This window comes from Comamonas sp. Tr-654, assembly GCF_011752915.1.
GTDB lineage: Bacteria > Pseudomonadota > Gammaproteobacteria > Burkholderiales > Burkholderiaceae_C > Comamonas.
In genome coordinates, this window is record NZ_VWWQ01000006.1 from 260426 (window position 1) to 275739 (window position 15314).

The following is a 15314-nucleotide window of genomic DNA, read 5'->3' on the forward strand; positions in this document are numbered from 1 at the left end:
GGCTTCAGCCCCATTTCACCTCGGCCTTGGCCACCTTGGCACCGATCTGCAGCGCAGCGGCCAGACCAGCGTCAGGATAGCGCTTGTTCATGGCGGCGATCAAGGCATCGCCATTGGCGGCCTTGGCCAGCTCCTGCTCGAAGGCCAGCAGGTATTCGCGGGTGTAGTTCACGGCCGAAACGTCCAGCGCGCCATGGGCACCCAGGTGGCCCGGCACGACCACGGCCGGCTTGCGTGCAGCGATGGTCTCCAGATTCCTGACCCATGCGGCGCGAGAGGCTGGCGTCGGAGTATCGGCCGTCCACACATGCAGACCCGAGAAGACCAGCACGCCGCCGAAGACCGCATTCAGCGAGGGAACCCACAGGTAGCGACGGTTCTCCAGTCCCTGTGCCTTGACGATTTCGATGCGGTGGCCTTCCAGCATCAGCGCGGGGCCGTCATAGGCTTCTGGAAAGACGATGTCGGCGAGCTTCTGCGGACCGTTCTCCTTGAGCTGGGGTGCCCAGGTATCAATCTTTTTTTGCACATTGGCGCGGATGGCAGCAATGGTGTCGGAGGCGGCGATCACCCTGGCAGAGGGAAAGGCGGCCTTGATCGGGCCCAGGCTGAAGTAATAGTCTGGGTCGCTCTGGCTGACGTAGATGGTGGTCAGCTGCTTGTCCGAGGCCTTGATGGCTTCGGCCACGGCGCGGCCATCGGGCAGGGAAAAGCCGCCGTCGATGAGGACGGCCTCCTGGTCGCCCGAAAGCAGCACGGGCGCACGGAAAAATCCTTTGTCGTCTGCTGGGAAGTGCTGCCATTGCAGCCTGGAGTGGCCGGTCACGGCAGCGGCGCAACCCGCCAGGCCTGTGGCGATGCTGGCAGCGGCGGCGGTTTGGACAAAGTTTCGGCGATTCATCATGATGGTTCTCCGGTGAAGTTCGAAATGGCAGGGTTGAAAGGTGAAGCTTCAGGCCTTGGCAATTTGCTCGGCAAAGGCCTGCGGATTGGCGTAAGCAGCACTGGAGTTCAGCAACTGGCGCTGGCCATGGGTTTCCAGGATGAAGCTTGGAACGCCACGCACACCAAGCTGGCTCTGCAGTGCCTTTGCGCCTTCGATGCGGGCTCGATTGACAGCCAGCAGTTCGCCATCAGACCGCAGCAGGCATGCAGCCGCCTGCTCCAGTCCCTGGGCCTGCAGCACGGCCGCCAGCGGCTCCGGCCGGGTGATGTCCTCGCCGTTGACATATCGCGCATGCTGAATGGCTTCAAGGGCCTCAAGCTCGCGATCGGGAGCCGTCACGCTGACGGCGGTCAGCGCCAGGGTGGCGAGGCCGCTGTCGAACCGCTGCTGGCGGTCCGACAGCACCTGGCTGCGGTAGATCTCGCTAAAGCGCTGGCCCGTCAGGCGCTCAATGCGCTGGTCGTTGCTCCAGGCATAGTCCGCAAAGTCGTCGTCCATGGGGCGTGCACCGGCGCCGGCGAAGAGGCCACTGGGCAGCAGGCGCAGTTCGACCTCGGGCGCTTTACCCAGAGCCGCCACTGCTGCAGCGGCACCGTAGCACCAGCCGCACAGAGGATCGAATACGTAATGCAGGATCTTGGTCACAAAAGGGCTCCATGGCTTGAATACCGTGATCGTAGAAACAAAGCATTGACAGAAAAATACCGATCGAATAGATAAACCGTATGTCAATGGCAAACAATCCAGAAGAATCCATCGCCGGCAGGCTTGCCAATCTCAAGCGCCTGGCCTACTTCGCGGCCGTGGTGGAGACCGGCAGCTTCACGGCCGCCGCAGACCGGCTGGGAATCACCAAGGCCGTGGTCAGCCAGCAGGTCGCCAGACTCGAACGCGAGTTCCGTACCACGCTGCTGACCCGCACCACCCGCAAGGTCGTTCCCACCGACGCGGGCCGGCTCTTTTATCAGCGCTGCGCATCCATCCTCAAGGAGGCAGGCGATGCCTTCGACGAACTGGGGGAAGTGGCGGCCGAGCCTTCGGGCATCCTGCGCCTGACCGCTCCGCTGGACTATGGCATTACCGCAGTGGTGCCTGCCATCACCGAGTTCACCCGGCGCTACCCCCAATGCAAGGTGGATGCCGTGTTCAGCGACCAGTCTCTCGACCTGATGTCGGGGCAGGTGGAGCTGGCAATCCGCGTGGGCTGGCTTTCCGACCTCAACGTGCAGGCCCGTCAGATCGGGAGCTTTCGGCAACTGCTGCTCGCCGCGCCCTCAATGCGCCGGCAAGTGGGGCAGCTCAAGGAGCCGCAGCATATCGGCGAGCTGCCTTTCGTGGCGAACACGGCATTGCGTGACCCCTGCAGCTGGCGCTTCTCGCGCGGCGAGCTGGAGCAGCAGAGCGTGAACGTGCATCCGGTGATCTCGCTGGATGCAACGCTGGGCGTGCGCGAGGCCGTGCGCCAGGGCGCGGGCCTGTCGGTACTTCCCGACTTCGCAGTGGCTGATGATTTGAAGAACGGCACGCTGATACAGGTACTGCCCAGATGGTCGCTGCCCTCCGGAGGCATTCATGCCGTATTCCCGACGGCACGCTTTCGGCCTGCAAAGGTGAAAGCCTTTGTGGACCTGATGCAGGAGCTCATCCGGCCCAAGACATGACCGAGGCCGGCCATCAGGCGCCAAACAAGGGGCTCTGACGACGACATGCTGAAGCCATAGCAGACCGCCATCGCACAACCGCTGCGTCATCCGGGGGCTGCAGCTTGCAGACCTTGGAATTGCGCTTGAACGGGAACGCAAAGGCTCGATTCATGCCGCGACTCGGCTCAAGAGACTTTGTCGAGATGTGCATGAAAAAAAGGAGCCCAGGCTCCCTTTTTCTGCGCGCAGCGGTCGGTCCCGCCTGCGCGATGCCTTCAGACTCAGAAGTTGGGCGCTTCCACGCCTCCGTCCACTCCCAGCACCTTGCCGGTCACCCAGCTGGATGCGGGACTGGCCAGAAACAGCGCGGCGTTGGCAATGTCTTCGGGCTGGCCCATGCGTGCCATGGGCGTGGTTTTTTCCATGCGCTCCTTGCGCTCGGGCGTGAGAAACGGTGCCAGCGCATCGGTCATGATGGTGCCGGGCTCGATGGCGTTGATACGCACCCTCGGGCCGAAGTCCTGCGCCAGGCAGCGCGTGAGCTGGTTGAGCGCGGCCTTGGAAGCCGCGTAAGCGCTGAAGTACTTCTGCGAGTAGCGCGCCGCCGTGGACGAGATATTGACCACCGCGCCGCCGCCTGCGGCGTCCATGGCCGCAGCCACCTTCTGGATCAGCGTATAGGCTGGCACCACATTGAAGGCCAGCATGTCGCCCACGGCCTTGCCCGTGACCTTGCGTGGGTCGTTGGGGCCGCCGCCGCCCACATTGTTGATGAGCACATTGATCTTGCCCAGCTCGACCACGGTGCGGTCGATCAGGGCCTGCAGGTCCTCTTCCCGGTTCACATCGCCAGGCACGATGATGGCGCGGCGCCCCAGCGCTTCGATCTCGGCCTTGACGGCCTGCAGATCCGCCTCGGTGCGCGCAAACAGCGCCACATCAGCGCCCGCCCTGGCCAGCGTGATCGCACAAGCACGGCCAATTCCCTTGCCCGCACCGGTCACGACAGCGACCTGCCCCTCCAGCGAAAACTGGCGAAAAATCTCGTTCATGTCTCTTCCTCTGATTGCGTTCCAACCCAGCCATGCTCTGCATGAAACGCTTTTGAAACATCAGCCAAACGGACCATGAGACAAGCCCCATGGTCAGCTCCCGCAGCTTGTGTCAGCACGCAAAAAATGAGTCCCTGAAATGGATAGCGCTGCACCGGGACAGAGCCGCGAAGCAGGCAGATTCCAGTTCAGTGACAGCGAGCAAGGGGCCAGGCAGCCCCACCGCCCCTACGCGAAGCTGTCGTTCCCTTCAGCGAAGCACAGAGGGGCAAGCTGCGCTTCGGCTCAGGGGGTGACTGCGGCCTGCAGCATCTGTGCGAACTGCTCGTTATATGGCGGCAGCATGCCCCACTCTCGACGCGGGTCGTGGCTGCCGGCCTTGTAGACGGAGCGCGCATGACTGAACTCGAGAAAGCCCTCGCGGCCATGGTAGTGGCCCATGCCCGAAGCCCCCACGCCGCCAAACGGCGCATCTTCCAGCGCCGGATGCATAACCACATCGTTGATGGAGACACCGCCGGACAGCGTGTTGTCCAGAACCCAGTTCTGCTCCGTCTCGTCGCTGCCGAAGTAGTACAGCGCCAGCGGGCGCTCACCGGCATTGATCGCGGCCACGGCGTCGCGGATGTTGTGGAAACTGCGCAGTACCAGGGCCGGTCCGAAGATTTCATGCTGGGAGATCTCGGCGTCGGCAGGCGGGTTGATGACCAGCGCCAGCGGCAGACGGCGGTCCGATCCGGCTTGCGCGGCACCGACTTCCAGCACGCTCAGGCCACGCGCCTTGGCATCGTCCACATAGGCTTTCACACGGGCATGGTGACGCTCGTTGATCACGGGAGTCATATCCGCGTTGCCGCTCACCGAGGGGTACAGCGACTGGTATTGCGCGGCAATCCCTTCGGCCAGCGCCTGCAGCCGCGACTCATGGACCCAGACCTCGTCGGGCGACACACACAGCTGGCCGGAGTTCAGCGACTTGCCCACGGCAATGCGTTCGGCCGCATGGGCGATATCAGCCGTGTCGCTGACCAGCACCGGAGACTTGCCGCCCAGCTCCAGCGTCACGGGCACCAGATTCCTGGCTGCGGCCGCCATGATGAGCTTGCCCACGCTGGTCGAGCCTGTGAAGACCAGGTGGTTCCAGGGCTGCTCGGCAAATGCCGCAGCCACCTCGGGGCCGCCCTGCACCACGGCCAGCACCTGGGGATCAAAGCGTTTGGCCACGGCCTCGGCCAGCACCTGGGCCGTGCGCGGTGCGATTTCGGAAGGTTTGAGTACGGCCCGGTTGCCCGCCGCGAACGCGCAGGCCAGCGGCGACAGCAAGGTGAACAGCGGCGCATTCCAGGTGCCGATGATGCCGACCACGCCCTTGGGCTGGTACTTGACCCAGGCCGTGGCACCAAACATGTCGAAGGGTTTGACGCTGGGACGCACCGAGTCGCCCAGCCAGTCCTTGAGATGGTCGCGCGCATGCTTGAGCGAGGAGAGTGAGCCAAGAATGTCATTGGCCAGCGAGAACACGGCGGGGCGGCCGCCGAAGTCTTCACCCATGGCCTGGCACAGGGCATTACTGTGCTCCACCAGCATGTCGATGAGCTGCTGCAGGCGCTGCATGCGCACTTCGGCGCTGACTGCACCTTCCTCGATAAAGGCCTGCTTTTGCATGTCCACCAGCTGGCGGATGCCGATGGACGAATTCGTCTGGGTCATTTTGTCTCCTGAATATTTCTCTTGAAAGCCATGAACGGGAAGGCACATGCTCGGACCTGAGGATTTCCCGGTCGTCGTCCAAAAAGACGATGGCATAACCCTGAGCCCCTCGCACGATGCTGCGCATGCACACCCCTCAAACCCCGCCCCCCGCCGTCAGCTGGCGCACCCATCTCAGCCTCGCCCTGCTGGCGCTGGTCTATATTTTCTCCTTCATTGACCGGCAGGTTCTGTCTATTTTGCTGGAGCCGGTCAAGCAGGAGTTCGGTGCATCCGACACCGAGATGGGTCTGCTCACGGGGCTGGCCTTCGGTCTGATCTATGCCCTGTTGGGTGTGCCTGTGGGGCGTCTGGCCGACACCCGCAACCGCCGCAACATCGTGGCCCTGTGCTGCGGTATCTGGAGCCTGGCCACCGCGGCCTGCGGCATGGCCACCCAGTACTGGCAGATGCTGCTGGCGCGCATGAGCGTGGCCGTGGGCGAAGCAGGCGGCATGGCGCCGTCGGTGTCCATCGTCGCCGACCTCTATCCGCCCAAGATGCGCTCGTTTGCCATCAGCCTGTTCATGATGGGCCCCAATCTCGGCACGCTGCTGGGTCTGGTCATCGGCGGCATGGTGGCCCAGCACTACGGTTGGCGCTCCGTGTTTCTGGCCTTCGGCATTCCGGGGGTGATTCTGGCCCTGCTGGTGTATTTCTTTGTCAGGGAGCCTGCACGCGGCGCCTATGAGACCGCGCGGACCGCCGTGCAAGACAGCACCCCGCGCGAATCCATGTTCCGCCAGCTCAAGCGCCTGCTGGGCATGGCGCCGCTGCGCAGCATCTGCATCGCCTGCGGCGTGGCCGGTATTGCCGGTTATGGCTATGGAGTCTGGGCTCCGAGCTTTTTCATGCGCATTCACGGCATGAGCATCTCTCACGCCGGCCTGGTGTTCGGCCTGGCCAGCGGCCTGGGGGCCGTGTTCGGCGCCATGTTCTGTGGCTGGCTCAGCGACAGGCTGACGCAGCGCGATGCGCGCTGGCAGCTGCGTCTGGCCGCCATGGGAACGCTCTGCGCCGTGCCGGCAGGCGTGGCCGTTTTCTTCTGGCCCGTCTCCGACTTCTGGACGGTTGCCGGCATCAAGGTTCCCTACGCCATGGCATTTGCGCTGTTGTTCGGCTTCTTCGCAAGCTGGTTCGCCACGCTCTCATACAGCGCCGTGAGCCAGATGGTGACGGCCGCCGAGCGCAGCGTGGCATCGGCCCTGCTCAATCTGTTCATGACCTTGCTGGGTGTGGGTCTGGGCCCGCTGGTCACCGGCATCCTGTCGGACTACTTTGCCCAAGCCCATGGCTCCGAAGGCCTGCGCTGGGCGCTGATGGGCGTGACCTCGCTGCTGCTCATCACTTCGATCTTCTTCGCCCTGGCCATTCGCCCCTACCGTCAGCGCCTGCAGCAGTTGCAGATGGCTACCGCCTGATCCCTCAAAAAACCGGAGACGCTCATGAGCCAGCCCGTCGTTCTCATCACCGGTGCCAGCCGCGGCATCGGCGCGGCAACCGCCATCTTCTTTGCCCTGCGGGGCTGGCGCGTGGCCATCACCGCGCGCACGCTGACCGAAGGCGCACAGCTGGACAACCAGCTGCGTCTGCCCAACGGCCAGTTGCTGTCCGGCAGCCTGGAGTCCACCGCCCGAGCCATCGAGGCTGCAGGCGGTGAGGTGTTTACCCATGTCATGGACCTGATGGACCTGAACAGTCTGGACAAGGCCGCCGACGCTGTGCTGCAGCGCTTTGGCCGTGTCGATCTGCTGATCAACAACGCCGTCTACCAGAACCGCGAGATCAACCACCTGATCCCCGAGATCACGGCCGGGTCGCTGCAGCGCTGCCTGCAGGGCAATGTCATCGCCCCGTTCCATCTGGCCCAGCGCCTGCTTCCCTCCATGGCGGCGCAGGGCGGCGGCCGCATTATCAATGTGTGCTCGGCGGCCGGTCAGTACAACCCGCCCGTGCCCGCCGACCAGGGCGGCTGGGGCTTTGCCTACGGGGCTTCCAAGGCCGCCATTGCGCGCCTGGCCGGCTGCATCAACACCGAGTACAAGCAGCAGAATGTACGCGCCTTCAGCGTCAACCCAGGCGTGGTGACAACCGAGGCCGTCAAGGCCACGCTGGGCGACGACGGCGTGCTGGCACAGCGCTATGGCGCGGCCACGCCCGAGCAGATCGCGGCCGCCCTGTTCTGGCTGGGCAGTGATCCGCAAGCCCTGCCTCTTGCCAAGTCCCACACCATGCTGGATCTGCAGCCTCTGTACCAGGAGCGTGTGGCAGCGGCCGAGACCACAGCTTGAGCACGCACTCACACTCAAACTGGTGCAAACCCTGGGCAGTTTGCGCCAGATCAAAAGCGCTCCGACACTCGTCCAAACAGAGTATGCGCGGCGAAGCCGCCTGCCAGAAGATGCATCCGTCCAAAACTAAATACGGAGACCTCTGCAATGGCAACCACGAAGGACTACCGCCTCGGTGAATTTACCTACCCGCGTGGCTGGTTCATGATTTCCGAGGCCAGTGCGCTCGACACCCACAAGCCCGTGGCCGTGCGCTTCTTCGGCCAGGATTTCGCGCTGTACCGTGGCCGCGAAAGCGGCAAGGTCGTGCTGCTGGACGCTTACTGCCCCCATATGAAGACGCATCTGGCGGCGCCCAACGCCACCAGCTATGTAGTCATCGACGGCGGCGGCAGCAATGTGGAAGGCGACGGCATCCGCTGCCCCTACCACGGCTGGCGCTTCGGCGCGGACGGCAAGTGCAACCACATCCCCTATCACGACGGCGCCATTCCAGCTGCGGCTGCCGTCAAGAGCTGGAAGGTGGTCGAGCAGTATGGCGCCATCTGGGTCTGGTTCGATCCCGAGGGCGGCGAGCCCGACTACGATCTGCCCACTTTTGGCGACTGGCATGACGAGACCTATGTCAACGGCCAGTGGGACTACCTGGGCGAGCTGAACCAGCATCCCATGGAGGTCGTTGACAATATTGCCGACTATGGTCATCTGAGCCCCATCCACGGCTCCACCGTGGCGCGCTTCGAGAACGAGTTCAAGGGCCACAACGCCATCCAGCGCCAGTGCGGCGGTCACCGCACCCTGGTGGGCGAAGGCGGTGCCAGCGCCGATCTGCACACCGACACCTGGTACCACGGCCCCGCCATCCTGGTCTCCAAGGTCAGCGGCATGTTCAACTCATTCATGATGATCATGCATACCCCCATCGAGGATGGCAGGATCAAGGTCTGGCACAACCTGCTGGTCAAGACCGCGCATAGCGGCCTGCCCACCAAGGCGGACGAAATCGCGGCCAGACAGTACCAGGAGGCCAGCCGCCTGGCCTTTGCCCAGGACTTCGAAGTCTGGTCGCAGAAGGCGCCCTGCCTGAACCCGCTGTTCATCCCCAGCGACGGCGCCTTCCTCAAGGCCCGCATCTGGTACAAGCAGTTCTACAACCCGCGCACCAAGACTGCCGAGTATCTGGACCAGTGCGAAGGCAGATACATTCCGCGCGGCATGGTGGCCTATACCCAGGAGCCCGAGGAAGCAACAGCCTGATCCCGGGAATCTCCAAGGCCAAAGGCCCATGCATCTGCATGGGCCTTTTTGCCGAATGAAGCCCTATTAAAACCATAGCTTCCAGCGCTTGCTATGAATAGAGATCAGGCACAAAACATGCCGATATCTCCGTTCAAAAAGCGCAAGCAGCTATTGTTCTTGCATTCTCAAGGCCTGGCATGCGTCACCCGCGTCAGCATGAAGACATGCTTGCCCCAGCCGAACTCGCCATGTTGCGCAGAAGGCGAGACATCGATTGAAGCCGCTGCCACCTGCGCCTGCTCCAGCGTATCGAACCACCACTCAAGCACATGGCGATAGCCATAGCCGGCAGGCGCCGGCGCATCGACGGTGTTGCAGACGATGCGCCTAGCCAATGCCAGCGCACCGCGTTGCCACTGTGGCGGACAGGCTTGCGGCAAGGCCGCAGCGCGCTGCCAGACATCGCTGCGCTGCACAAAGCCGATCAAGATGAGCTGCCCCTGGCGCGGCAGGACATCTGCGGACCCGCAGCCATGCAACACCTGCTGGCGACACAGCAGCGAGAAATTGCGCACATAGTCGGCAAACACGCGAGGCTCATCTGGGCGCATGATGGCCAGGGTCTCGGGGTCGCTCCAGATGGCCGAGCCCGCTTCGCGCTCGGCCAGCACCATGAGATTGACGCCGTCATAGTCCTGGCTCAGGGCCGCGGCCTGTACCGACATGCTCAGCATGCGCGCGCATTGCGCCACGGCCTGGACGCGCTGGCCCACATTGCGGCATTGGCGGCCCAGCGCGGAATGCTCGCGCCAGGCCTCTGCAAACTCCTCGGGACGCAGTGCGGGGTTGCGCCGCGCCAGATAGATCATCTTCCAGACGGCAGCGCCGCCCTTCTCGCTGGCCGCCTGCATCTTCATGCGGCGACGGCCACGGGTGCGTGGGCCCTGCGGTAAGCCCCCGGGTAATGCTGGAGGGCCCGATAGAACGCCCACACCGCCGGCACCAGCGTGCACATCATGATCGCCATGGCATAGCGCAGGCCTTCGCCGGGTGCGACGCTGTTGAGCACATCGCTGAGCCAGCCGGCCACGATGGGCCCCACGCCGTTGCCCAGCAAGGCCCCGGCCATCAGCACCATGGCGCTGGCCGTGGCGCGCCGCTGGGCGGCAACGACCAGGCTCAGGGCCGCATAGGTGGCCGGTGCCCACCAGGCCGTGAAGAAGGAATAGACCAGCATGCAGGCCATGGACAACATGAATTGATCCGAACCCACCAGCAGATAGCCGAAACCCAGCACCATGGCTAAAGCGGTGCCGATCACGGGAATGCGGATCTGCCAGCGCACGTCGCTGCGCGCCAGCCGGTCTGTCAACCAGCCCGAGAACAGACTGCCGGAGACCGAGAGCACAGCAGCCCCTGCGGAAATCGAGCCCGCCTGCTTGAGGCTGAGATCGAAGCGACGCGCCAGCAAGGCCACATTCCAGGCGCCGATCGAGATTCCCGCGATCAGCACGCAGGCAGCGCCCAGAATCAGATAGCGGGTCACGGGCTCATGCCATATCAGGGCTACCGCAGAGCGGGACTGCTGCCGGCCTTCCTGTGGAGCCGCCCCCGCCTGCCCGACGGTGCGAACGGGTTCGCGCACACTCAGGCGCAGCACCAGGGACAGGAGCATGATGGCCACGCCAATGATGACCATGGTCACGCGCCAACCCCACAGCTCGGCAAACAGCGGCCCCAGCAGCAGGGCCAGCAGGGCGCCCATCGCATTGCCAACGCCGAAAACACTCATGGCACGCGAGCGCTCATGGGGTTTGTAGAGATCGGCCAGGATGGACATCGAAGCCGCGCCGCCACCGGCATCTCCCAGGGCGGCGCCGGCGCGCGATGCCGTCAGTCCGCCAGAACCGGTGGCCAGCGCTCCCAGTGCCGCCACCGCGCCGCCGACACCCCGGCACCAGGCAATCAGGCTACGCCGTTCATGGCGGTCCGCCAGCCGCCCCAGAGGTATACCCAGCACGGCAAAGGTCAGCGCAAAACCGAGTCCTGTGATCAGGCCGATCTGCAGGTCCGAGAAGCCGAACTCCTGCTTGATGGGCTGCAGCAGCACAGCCAGGATCTGCCGGTCCATGAAGGTCAGCGCGGACAAGGCCGTCAGCAGCGCCAGCACATACCCTCTCGACGGGTTCTGATGATTTGGTTGGGTCATTGTTTTCTTGGTTTTTTGGCATCACGCCGCAGCTCACACCACTGCGCCGCTGGCAGGACGAGATGGCGTCCGCATCCCGGCGCCGCCCTGAGCATCGTGAGGCATGAGCTGCCGCGCTCACATCGTCCCAATGGACGATTGCCCGGCCCTCCGGGAATGGCCCCCTGATCCACTGTGACGTCCAACCGGCCGCAGACAGGCCGGCGATGGCGCGGCGACGCGCCCATGCAGACCCGCCGGCGCGGGTCGGCATGCCCGTGGCTGGCTGTACCGGGATCTCGCGCCCAGCGCAAACGTCCGGCCTGCCGGATCTGCCGTGCTCGGCGATATAGTGGCTATCTGATCTTCCAGGCCCCCACCCCATGCATCTGCGCAAAGTATTTCTGCCACTTCAAGCCTGGCTCGTGCTGCTGATCTGTGGCGCCTTGCCTTGCAGCGCGCAAGAAGCGCCTGCCTGGGACCACCAGGTCACGGGCCGCACTTCCATCACCAGGCTCGGCACGATTGACTACGAGGTCGGCTACAGCAGCGCCGGCTTTGACCATTTCTCTTCTGAAATCGTGGCCAGATGGAATGACGGGGGAGTGCAGGAGCAGACCCTGTATGAAGGCATTTACGACAGGCCGCCCGCCAAGGTCTGGGGCAGCGGGCCCCATCTGTGCGTGGCCATGCAGACCTGTGCGCGCTATTCGGACAGCTGCAGCCGGTATGTGATTGCACACCGCTATGACGCGCAGGCCAAGACCTTTGTGGCACTGAAGTCCGAGAAGACGGCGCGCCGGATCTGCGCTGCGGCACGCTGAAGATAAAAAAAGAAGGAGGCCGTGGCCTCCTTTAAATCCCGTCGTCAGGCGCGACGAACAGGGTATTGCTTTGTGGTCTGAAACTACTTCCTTTTTTCCGGCTCAAGCCGTCGCTGCAGTCAGCGGCTCATGCTCCGCCGCATAGGCTTTGGCCCAGCGGTAATCCGCCTTGCCTGCCGGGCTGCGCCTGACTTCAGTGGCCAGGTACACGGCGCGCGGCAGCTTGTAGCCCGACAGATTGCTGCGGCAGACTTTCTCGAACTCCAGCAGATCGAACTCGCGACCCGGCTGCACCTGCACCACGGCCACCACCTTGCTGCCCCAGCGCTCGTCCGGAACGCCCACGACCACCACATCCTGAACCGGCGGGTAGCGGCGTGCGGTTTCCTCCACCTCCTCGGGGTAGACCTTCTCGCCCCCGGTATTGATGCACTGCGAGCCGCGGCCCAGCACCACATATTCACCCGTGGTGTCGATACGGGCCCTGTCCCCAGTCAGCACCCAGAGGCTGCCCTCGACCATGACAAAGGTCTCGGCCGTTTTCTTGGGATCGCCGTAATAGCCCAGGGGCATGTGGCCACGGCGCGAAAGAATGCCTTCCTCCCCGGGCTGCCTCAGAATGCGCAGGTCCTCGGAGATCACGCTCAGGTCGGGACGCGGCGCGATGCGCATGAAACCTTCGCCCTCGGGCGTCTTCTCTCCGCCGCCCAGAACGCCGGACTCGGAGCTGGCCATGCCGTTGTTAAGCACCAGATGCGGCACCTGCAACAGCAGCCGCTCCTGCAGGTGCCGCGAGAACACGGCACCGCCGTTGCCGAAAATCATCAGCGACTTGAGAGGCCAGCGCCCGGGGTTGTTCTCCAGCGCCTGAATGATGGGCAGGGCCATGGCATCGCCCACCACGGCCATCACATTGATCTGGTGATGCTCGATCAGATCCAGCATATGCACGGGATCGAAGTTCTTGCGATCGTTCACATAGACCGGATGCCCGGAAAACAGGCTGATCAGGGTGGCCCACATGGCCGCGCCATGCATGAGCGGAGCCGCCGCCAGATAGGCCAGCGCCGGTCCGTTGGCCACCAGCGGCTGCAGCTCCTCGGGCCTTTCGACGGGCGGCCGGCGGAAGTAATAGCCGCCACCGCCCAGGGCCCCCATGAACAGCGATTTGTGCGGCCACATCACGCCCTTGGGCAAGCCCGTGGTGCCGCCGGTGCAGAGCATGAAGATATCGTCATCGCTGCGCTCGGCGTCCGTGAGCTCGCGGGCGCCTTCGGCCAGCACCGGCTCGTAGGGCTGAACGCTCCTGGGCAGGCCATCGCGCGCCGCGCCAACCCGCAACGCCAGGCGCAGCGTTGGCACCCGGGGCATGACGTCCAGCACCGATGAATCGAAGTCCGCGCCATAGACCAGGGCTCGCAGATCCAGGCTGTTGAACAGTCCCTGAAGCTCGTCGGCCACATAGCGGTAGTTGACGTTCACCGGCACGGCGCCGATCTTGCTGCAGGCAAAAAAGGCCTCCAGATACTCGGCGCAGTTGTAGAGCTGGATGCCGACGTTGTCGCCACGCACTATGCCACGCGCGCGCAGCGCATTGCCCAGCTGATTGGCTCGCTCGTCGAGCTGCTTGAAGCTGAGTTTCTGGTCGCCACAACCGAAGGCTGTGCGATCGGGCACGGCTTGTACCACCAGCTCAAAAATATCTGCCAAATTGAAGGTCCGCTTCATCTTCCTGTCTCCGTCTGTCCTTGAGTTGTTCTGAATTCACTGTGTCTGCAATCGCTCTCATGCTCGGCGGCCGGCCTGCGGCATTCATCGTCCGCTTGAACTGGGGACAGACCCTTGGTCTTTGGCGCGCCAATGCTCGGGCAAAACAGCCTGCGCTGCCATGAGCGCCAACCCTAGGGCGCGTGCCTTACGGCGCGCCAGTGGGCTACCGGCCAGCCCAGGGCAGGAAAAGCTCTGACTGACGCTTTCCCGCCCTGCCGCTCAAGCCGTCTTTCCTGCTGCCAGCTGCGCCGCGTAGTGCCTGATGGTCCAGACATAGATTCCCACCGCCAGCAGATAGAACGCCAGCATGCAGACCAGCGCCCAGCGCAGCGACTCCTGCCCGTAACCGGCAGTGAAGGCGTCGCTGAGCAGACCCACCGCCAAGGGCCCCAGGCCGCCACCGACAGCCGTCAGCAGCAGGTTGTAGATGGACAGCGAGGTCGCCAGGCGATGCGCTGCGATCACATTGGTCAGTGCCGCAAACACCGGTGCCGCCCAGAAGCTGGAGAAGATGGCAAACAGGCCATAGAAGGCCACGGCGTGGGGAATCTGCAGCCCCGCAAACTGCCAGGTCTGGGGTGAGGTGTTGAGATAGAAGGCCAGCCCCAGCGGCACCGAGATCAATGTGCCCAGAATCGGCATGCCCACCTGCCAGCGCTTGTCGCGCCTGGCCATGAGATCGGTCAGCCAGCCGCTGAGCAAAGCACCAGCGATGGCTGCAGGCCCGCCGATGAAGCCCATGATGGCGCCCGCATCCTTGAGCTGCAGACCGTGCGATCGCACCAGAAACGCCGTGTTCCACATACCGATCGCATAGCCCGAGAACGCCATCAGCATGCTGGCCAGACCCAGGCCCACAAACGCCTTGTTGCGTGCCAGCGCGGCCATGACATCGCCAAATTTGTCGGCGGCGGCCTGTGCCGCCGGGCGCCCGTCCTGAGCCCCCCGCACGGGCTCACGGCAGGTCAGGCGCAGCAGCATGGCCACCAGCACGCCAGGCAAGGCCAGCCACAGGAAGGCCGAGCGCCAACCGTAGTGCTGGGCAATCCAGGCGCCCACGCCGAGCCCCACCAGTGAGCCCAAATGCGGGCCCAGGCTGAGCACGCTCATGGCGCGGCTGCGCTGCTCGGGCGGATAGACATCGGCGATCATGGTGGTCGATGCCGCCGTGCTGCCCGCCTCTCCCACCGCCACGCCCACACGGGCGGCCGTCAGGCTCCAGAAGCCTACCGCCATGCCGCACAGCCCCGTGGCGATGCTCCAGCCTGCGCAGCACCAGGCAATCAGGTTGCGCCGGTTGCAACGGTCGGCCAAGCGGCCAAAGGGAACGGCCAGAATGCTGTAGAACAGCGCAAAAGCCAGACCCGTAAGCAACCCCATGGCGCTGTCCGAAACCCCCATCTCCTGCTTGATGGGTTGAATCAGCACCCCCATGATCTGCCGGTCGATCATGCTCACGCCATAGACGAGCAGCAGTACCAGCAGCAGATAGTGACGGCGCCAGCCCGTCACGTTGCCAAGCGGCCGCTGCTTTGCCGAAGCAGCTTGCGACACGCGGGTCGCAGCAGATACACTCATTTCCTGTCTCCTGAAGAACGTGATCTGCGCCACG

13 protein-coding genes are annotated in these 15314 nt (G+C 64.1%); 5 read left to right on the top strand and 8 right to left on the bottom strand.

Annotated elements, in window-relative coordinates:
• Positions 1 to 4: 4 nt before the first annotated feature.
• Positions 5 to 904 carry an MBL fold metallo-hydrolase gene (locus F3J24_RS19265; RefSeq protein WP_167009751.1) on the bottom strand — a complete coding sequence of 300 codons (900 nt, stop codon included), beginning with the start codon at positions 902 to 904 and terminating at the stop codon, positions 5 to 7.
• Positions 905 to 952: 48 nt separating this feature from the next.
• Positions 953 to 1591, bottom strand: coding sequence for a DsbA family protein (locus tag F3J24_RS19270; protein WP_167009753.1), 639 nt, complete (start codon positions 1589 to 1591; stop codon positions 953 to 955).
• A gap of 80 nt (positions 1592 to 1671) precedes the next feature.
• On the opposite strand from F3J24_RS19270, the gene F3J24_RS19275 reads away from it, so the two are divergent.
• Positions 1672 to 2607: a LysR family transcriptional regulator gene (locus tag F3J24_RS19275; protein ID WP_167009755.1), complete on the top strand. Its 936-nt coding sequence runs from the start codon at positions 1672 to 1674 to the stop codon at positions 2605 to 2607.
• A 263-nt stretch (positions 2608 to 2870) separates the two neighbouring features.
• On the opposite strand, the gene F3J24_RS19280 is transcribed toward F3J24_RS19275, so the two are convergent.
• A complete protein-coding gene (locus F3J24_RS19280; RefSeq protein ID WP_167009756.1) occupies positions 2871 to 3641 on the bottom strand; it encodes an SDR family NAD(P)-dependent oxidoreductase in 771 nt (256 codons plus the stop codon).
• 285 nt (positions 3642 to 3926) lie between these two features.
• Complete coding sequence (locus F3J24_RS19285; protein ID WP_167009758.1) at positions 3927 to 5351, bottom strand: coniferyl aldehyde dehydrogenase; 1425 nt, start codon at positions 5349 to 5351, stop codon at positions 3927 to 3929.
• A gap of 125 nt (positions 5352 to 5476) precedes the next feature.
• Between F3J24_RS19285 and F3J24_RS19290 the strand changes: the two genes are divergently transcribed.
• The 3 genes from F3J24_RS19290 to F3J24_RS19300 all read left to right on the top strand — a co-directional run bounded on the left by F3J24_RS19290 (position 5477) and on the right by F3J24_RS19300 (position 8938).
• Positions 5477 to 6811, top strand: coding sequence for an MFS transporter (locus F3J24_RS19290; protein ID WP_240154390.1), 1335 nt, complete (start codon positions 5477 to 5479; stop codon positions 6809 to 6811).
• A 24-nt stretch (positions 6812 to 6835) separates the two neighbouring features.
• Positions 6836 to 7681, top strand: a complete 846-nt coding sequence (locus F3J24_RS19295; RefSeq protein ID WP_167009762.1) for an SDR family NAD(P)-dependent oxidoreductase — start codon at positions 6836 to 6838, stop codon at positions 7679 to 7681.
• A gap of 147 nt (positions 7682 to 7828) precedes the next feature.
• Positions 7829 to 8938, top strand: coding sequence for a Rieske 2Fe-2S domain-containing protein (locus F3J24_RS19300; RefSeq protein ID WP_167009764.1), 1110 nt, complete (start codon positions 7829 to 7831; stop codon positions 8936 to 8938).
• A gap of 167 nt (positions 8939 to 9105) precedes the next feature.
• Here F3J24_RS19300 and F3J24_RS19305 read toward each other — a convergent pair whose 3' ends face one another.
• Entirely contained in the window at positions 9106 to 9837 is a 732-nt protein-coding gene (locus tag F3J24_RS19305; protein ID WP_167009766.1) for an EthD domain-containing protein, read from the bottom strand.
• Positions 9834 to 11129: an MFS transporter gene (locus F3J24_RS19310; RefSeq protein ID WP_167009768.1), complete on the bottom strand. Its 1296-nt coding sequence runs from the start codon at positions 11127 to 11129 to the stop codon at positions 9834 to 9836. The genes F3J24_RS19305 and F3J24_RS19310 overlap by 4 nt, the downstream gene beginning before the upstream one ends.
• A gap of 362 nt (positions 11130 to 11491) precedes the next feature.
• Here F3J24_RS19310 and F3J24_RS19315 point away from each other — a divergent pair, with 362 nt between their 5' ends.
• A complete protein-coding gene (locus F3J24_RS19315) occupies positions 11492 to 11932 on the top strand; it encodes a hypothetical protein (RefSeq protein ID WP_167009769.1) in 441 nt (146 codons plus the stop codon).
• Positions 11933 to 12034: 102 nt separating this feature from the next.
• On the opposite strand, the gene F3J24_RS19320 is transcribed toward F3J24_RS19315, so the two are convergent.
• Positions 12035 to 13642: an AMP-binding protein gene (locus F3J24_RS19320; protein WP_240154391.1), complete on the bottom strand. Its 1608-nt coding sequence runs from the start codon at positions 13640 to 13642 to the stop codon at positions 12035 to 12037.
• A 279-nt stretch (positions 13643 to 13921) separates the two neighbouring features.
• Positions 13922 to 15280 (bottom strand): MFS transporter, encoded by a 1359-nt coding sequence (locus F3J24_RS19325; protein ID WP_167009771.1) that lies wholly within the window; start codon positions 15278 to 15280, stop codon positions 13922 to 13924.
• Positions 15281 to 15314 lie beyond the last annotated feature (34 nt).

Excerpts from the sequence above, each read along its gene's own strand:
- F3J24_RS19325 (WP_167009771.1), bottom strand. The coding sequence starts at position 15,280 with ATGAGTGTATCTGCTGCGACCCGCGTGTCGCAAGCTGCTTCGGCAAAG.
- F3J24_RS19280 (WP_167009756.1), bottom strand. The coding sequence starts at position 3,641 with ATGAACGAGATTTTTCGCCAGTTTTCGCTGGAGGGGCAGGTCGCTGTC.
- F3J24_RS19305 (WP_167009766.1), bottom strand. The coding sequence starts at position 9,837 with ATGAAGATGCAGGCGGCCAGCGAGAAGGGCGGCGCTGCCGTCTGGAAG.
- F3J24_RS19285 (WP_167009758.1), bottom strand. The coding sequence starts at position 5,351 with ATGACCCAGACGAATTCGTCCATCGGCATCCGCCAGCTGGTGGACATG.
- F3J24_RS19310 (WP_167009768.1), bottom strand. The coding sequence starts at position 11,129 with ATGACCCAACCAAATCATCAGAACCCGTCGAGAGGGTATGTGCTGGCG.
- F3J24_RS19290 (WP_240154390.1), top strand. The coding sequence starts at position 5,477 with ATGCACACCCCTCAAACCCCGCCCCCCGCCGTCAGCTGGCGCACCCAT.
- F3J24_RS19275 (WP_167009755.1), top strand. The coding sequence starts at position 1,672 with ATGTCAATGGCAAACAATCCAGAAGAATCCATCGCCGGCAGGCTTGCC.
- F3J24_RS19315 (WP_167009769.1), top strand. The coding sequence starts at position 11,492 with ATGCATCTGCGCAAAGTATTTCTGCCACTTCAAGCCTGGCTCGTGCTG.
- F3J24_RS19295 (WP_167009762.1), top strand. The coding sequence starts at position 6,836 with ATGAGCCAGCCCGTCGTTCTCATCACCGGTGCCAGCCGCGGCATCGGC.
- F3J24_RS19300 (WP_167009764.1), top strand. The coding sequence starts at position 7,829 with ATGGCAACCACGAAGGACTACCGCCTCGGTGAATTTACCTACCCGCGT.
- F3J24_RS19265 (WP_167009751.1), bottom strand. The coding sequence starts at position 904 with ATGATGAATCGCCGAAACTTTGTCCAAACCGCCGCCGCTGCCAGCATC.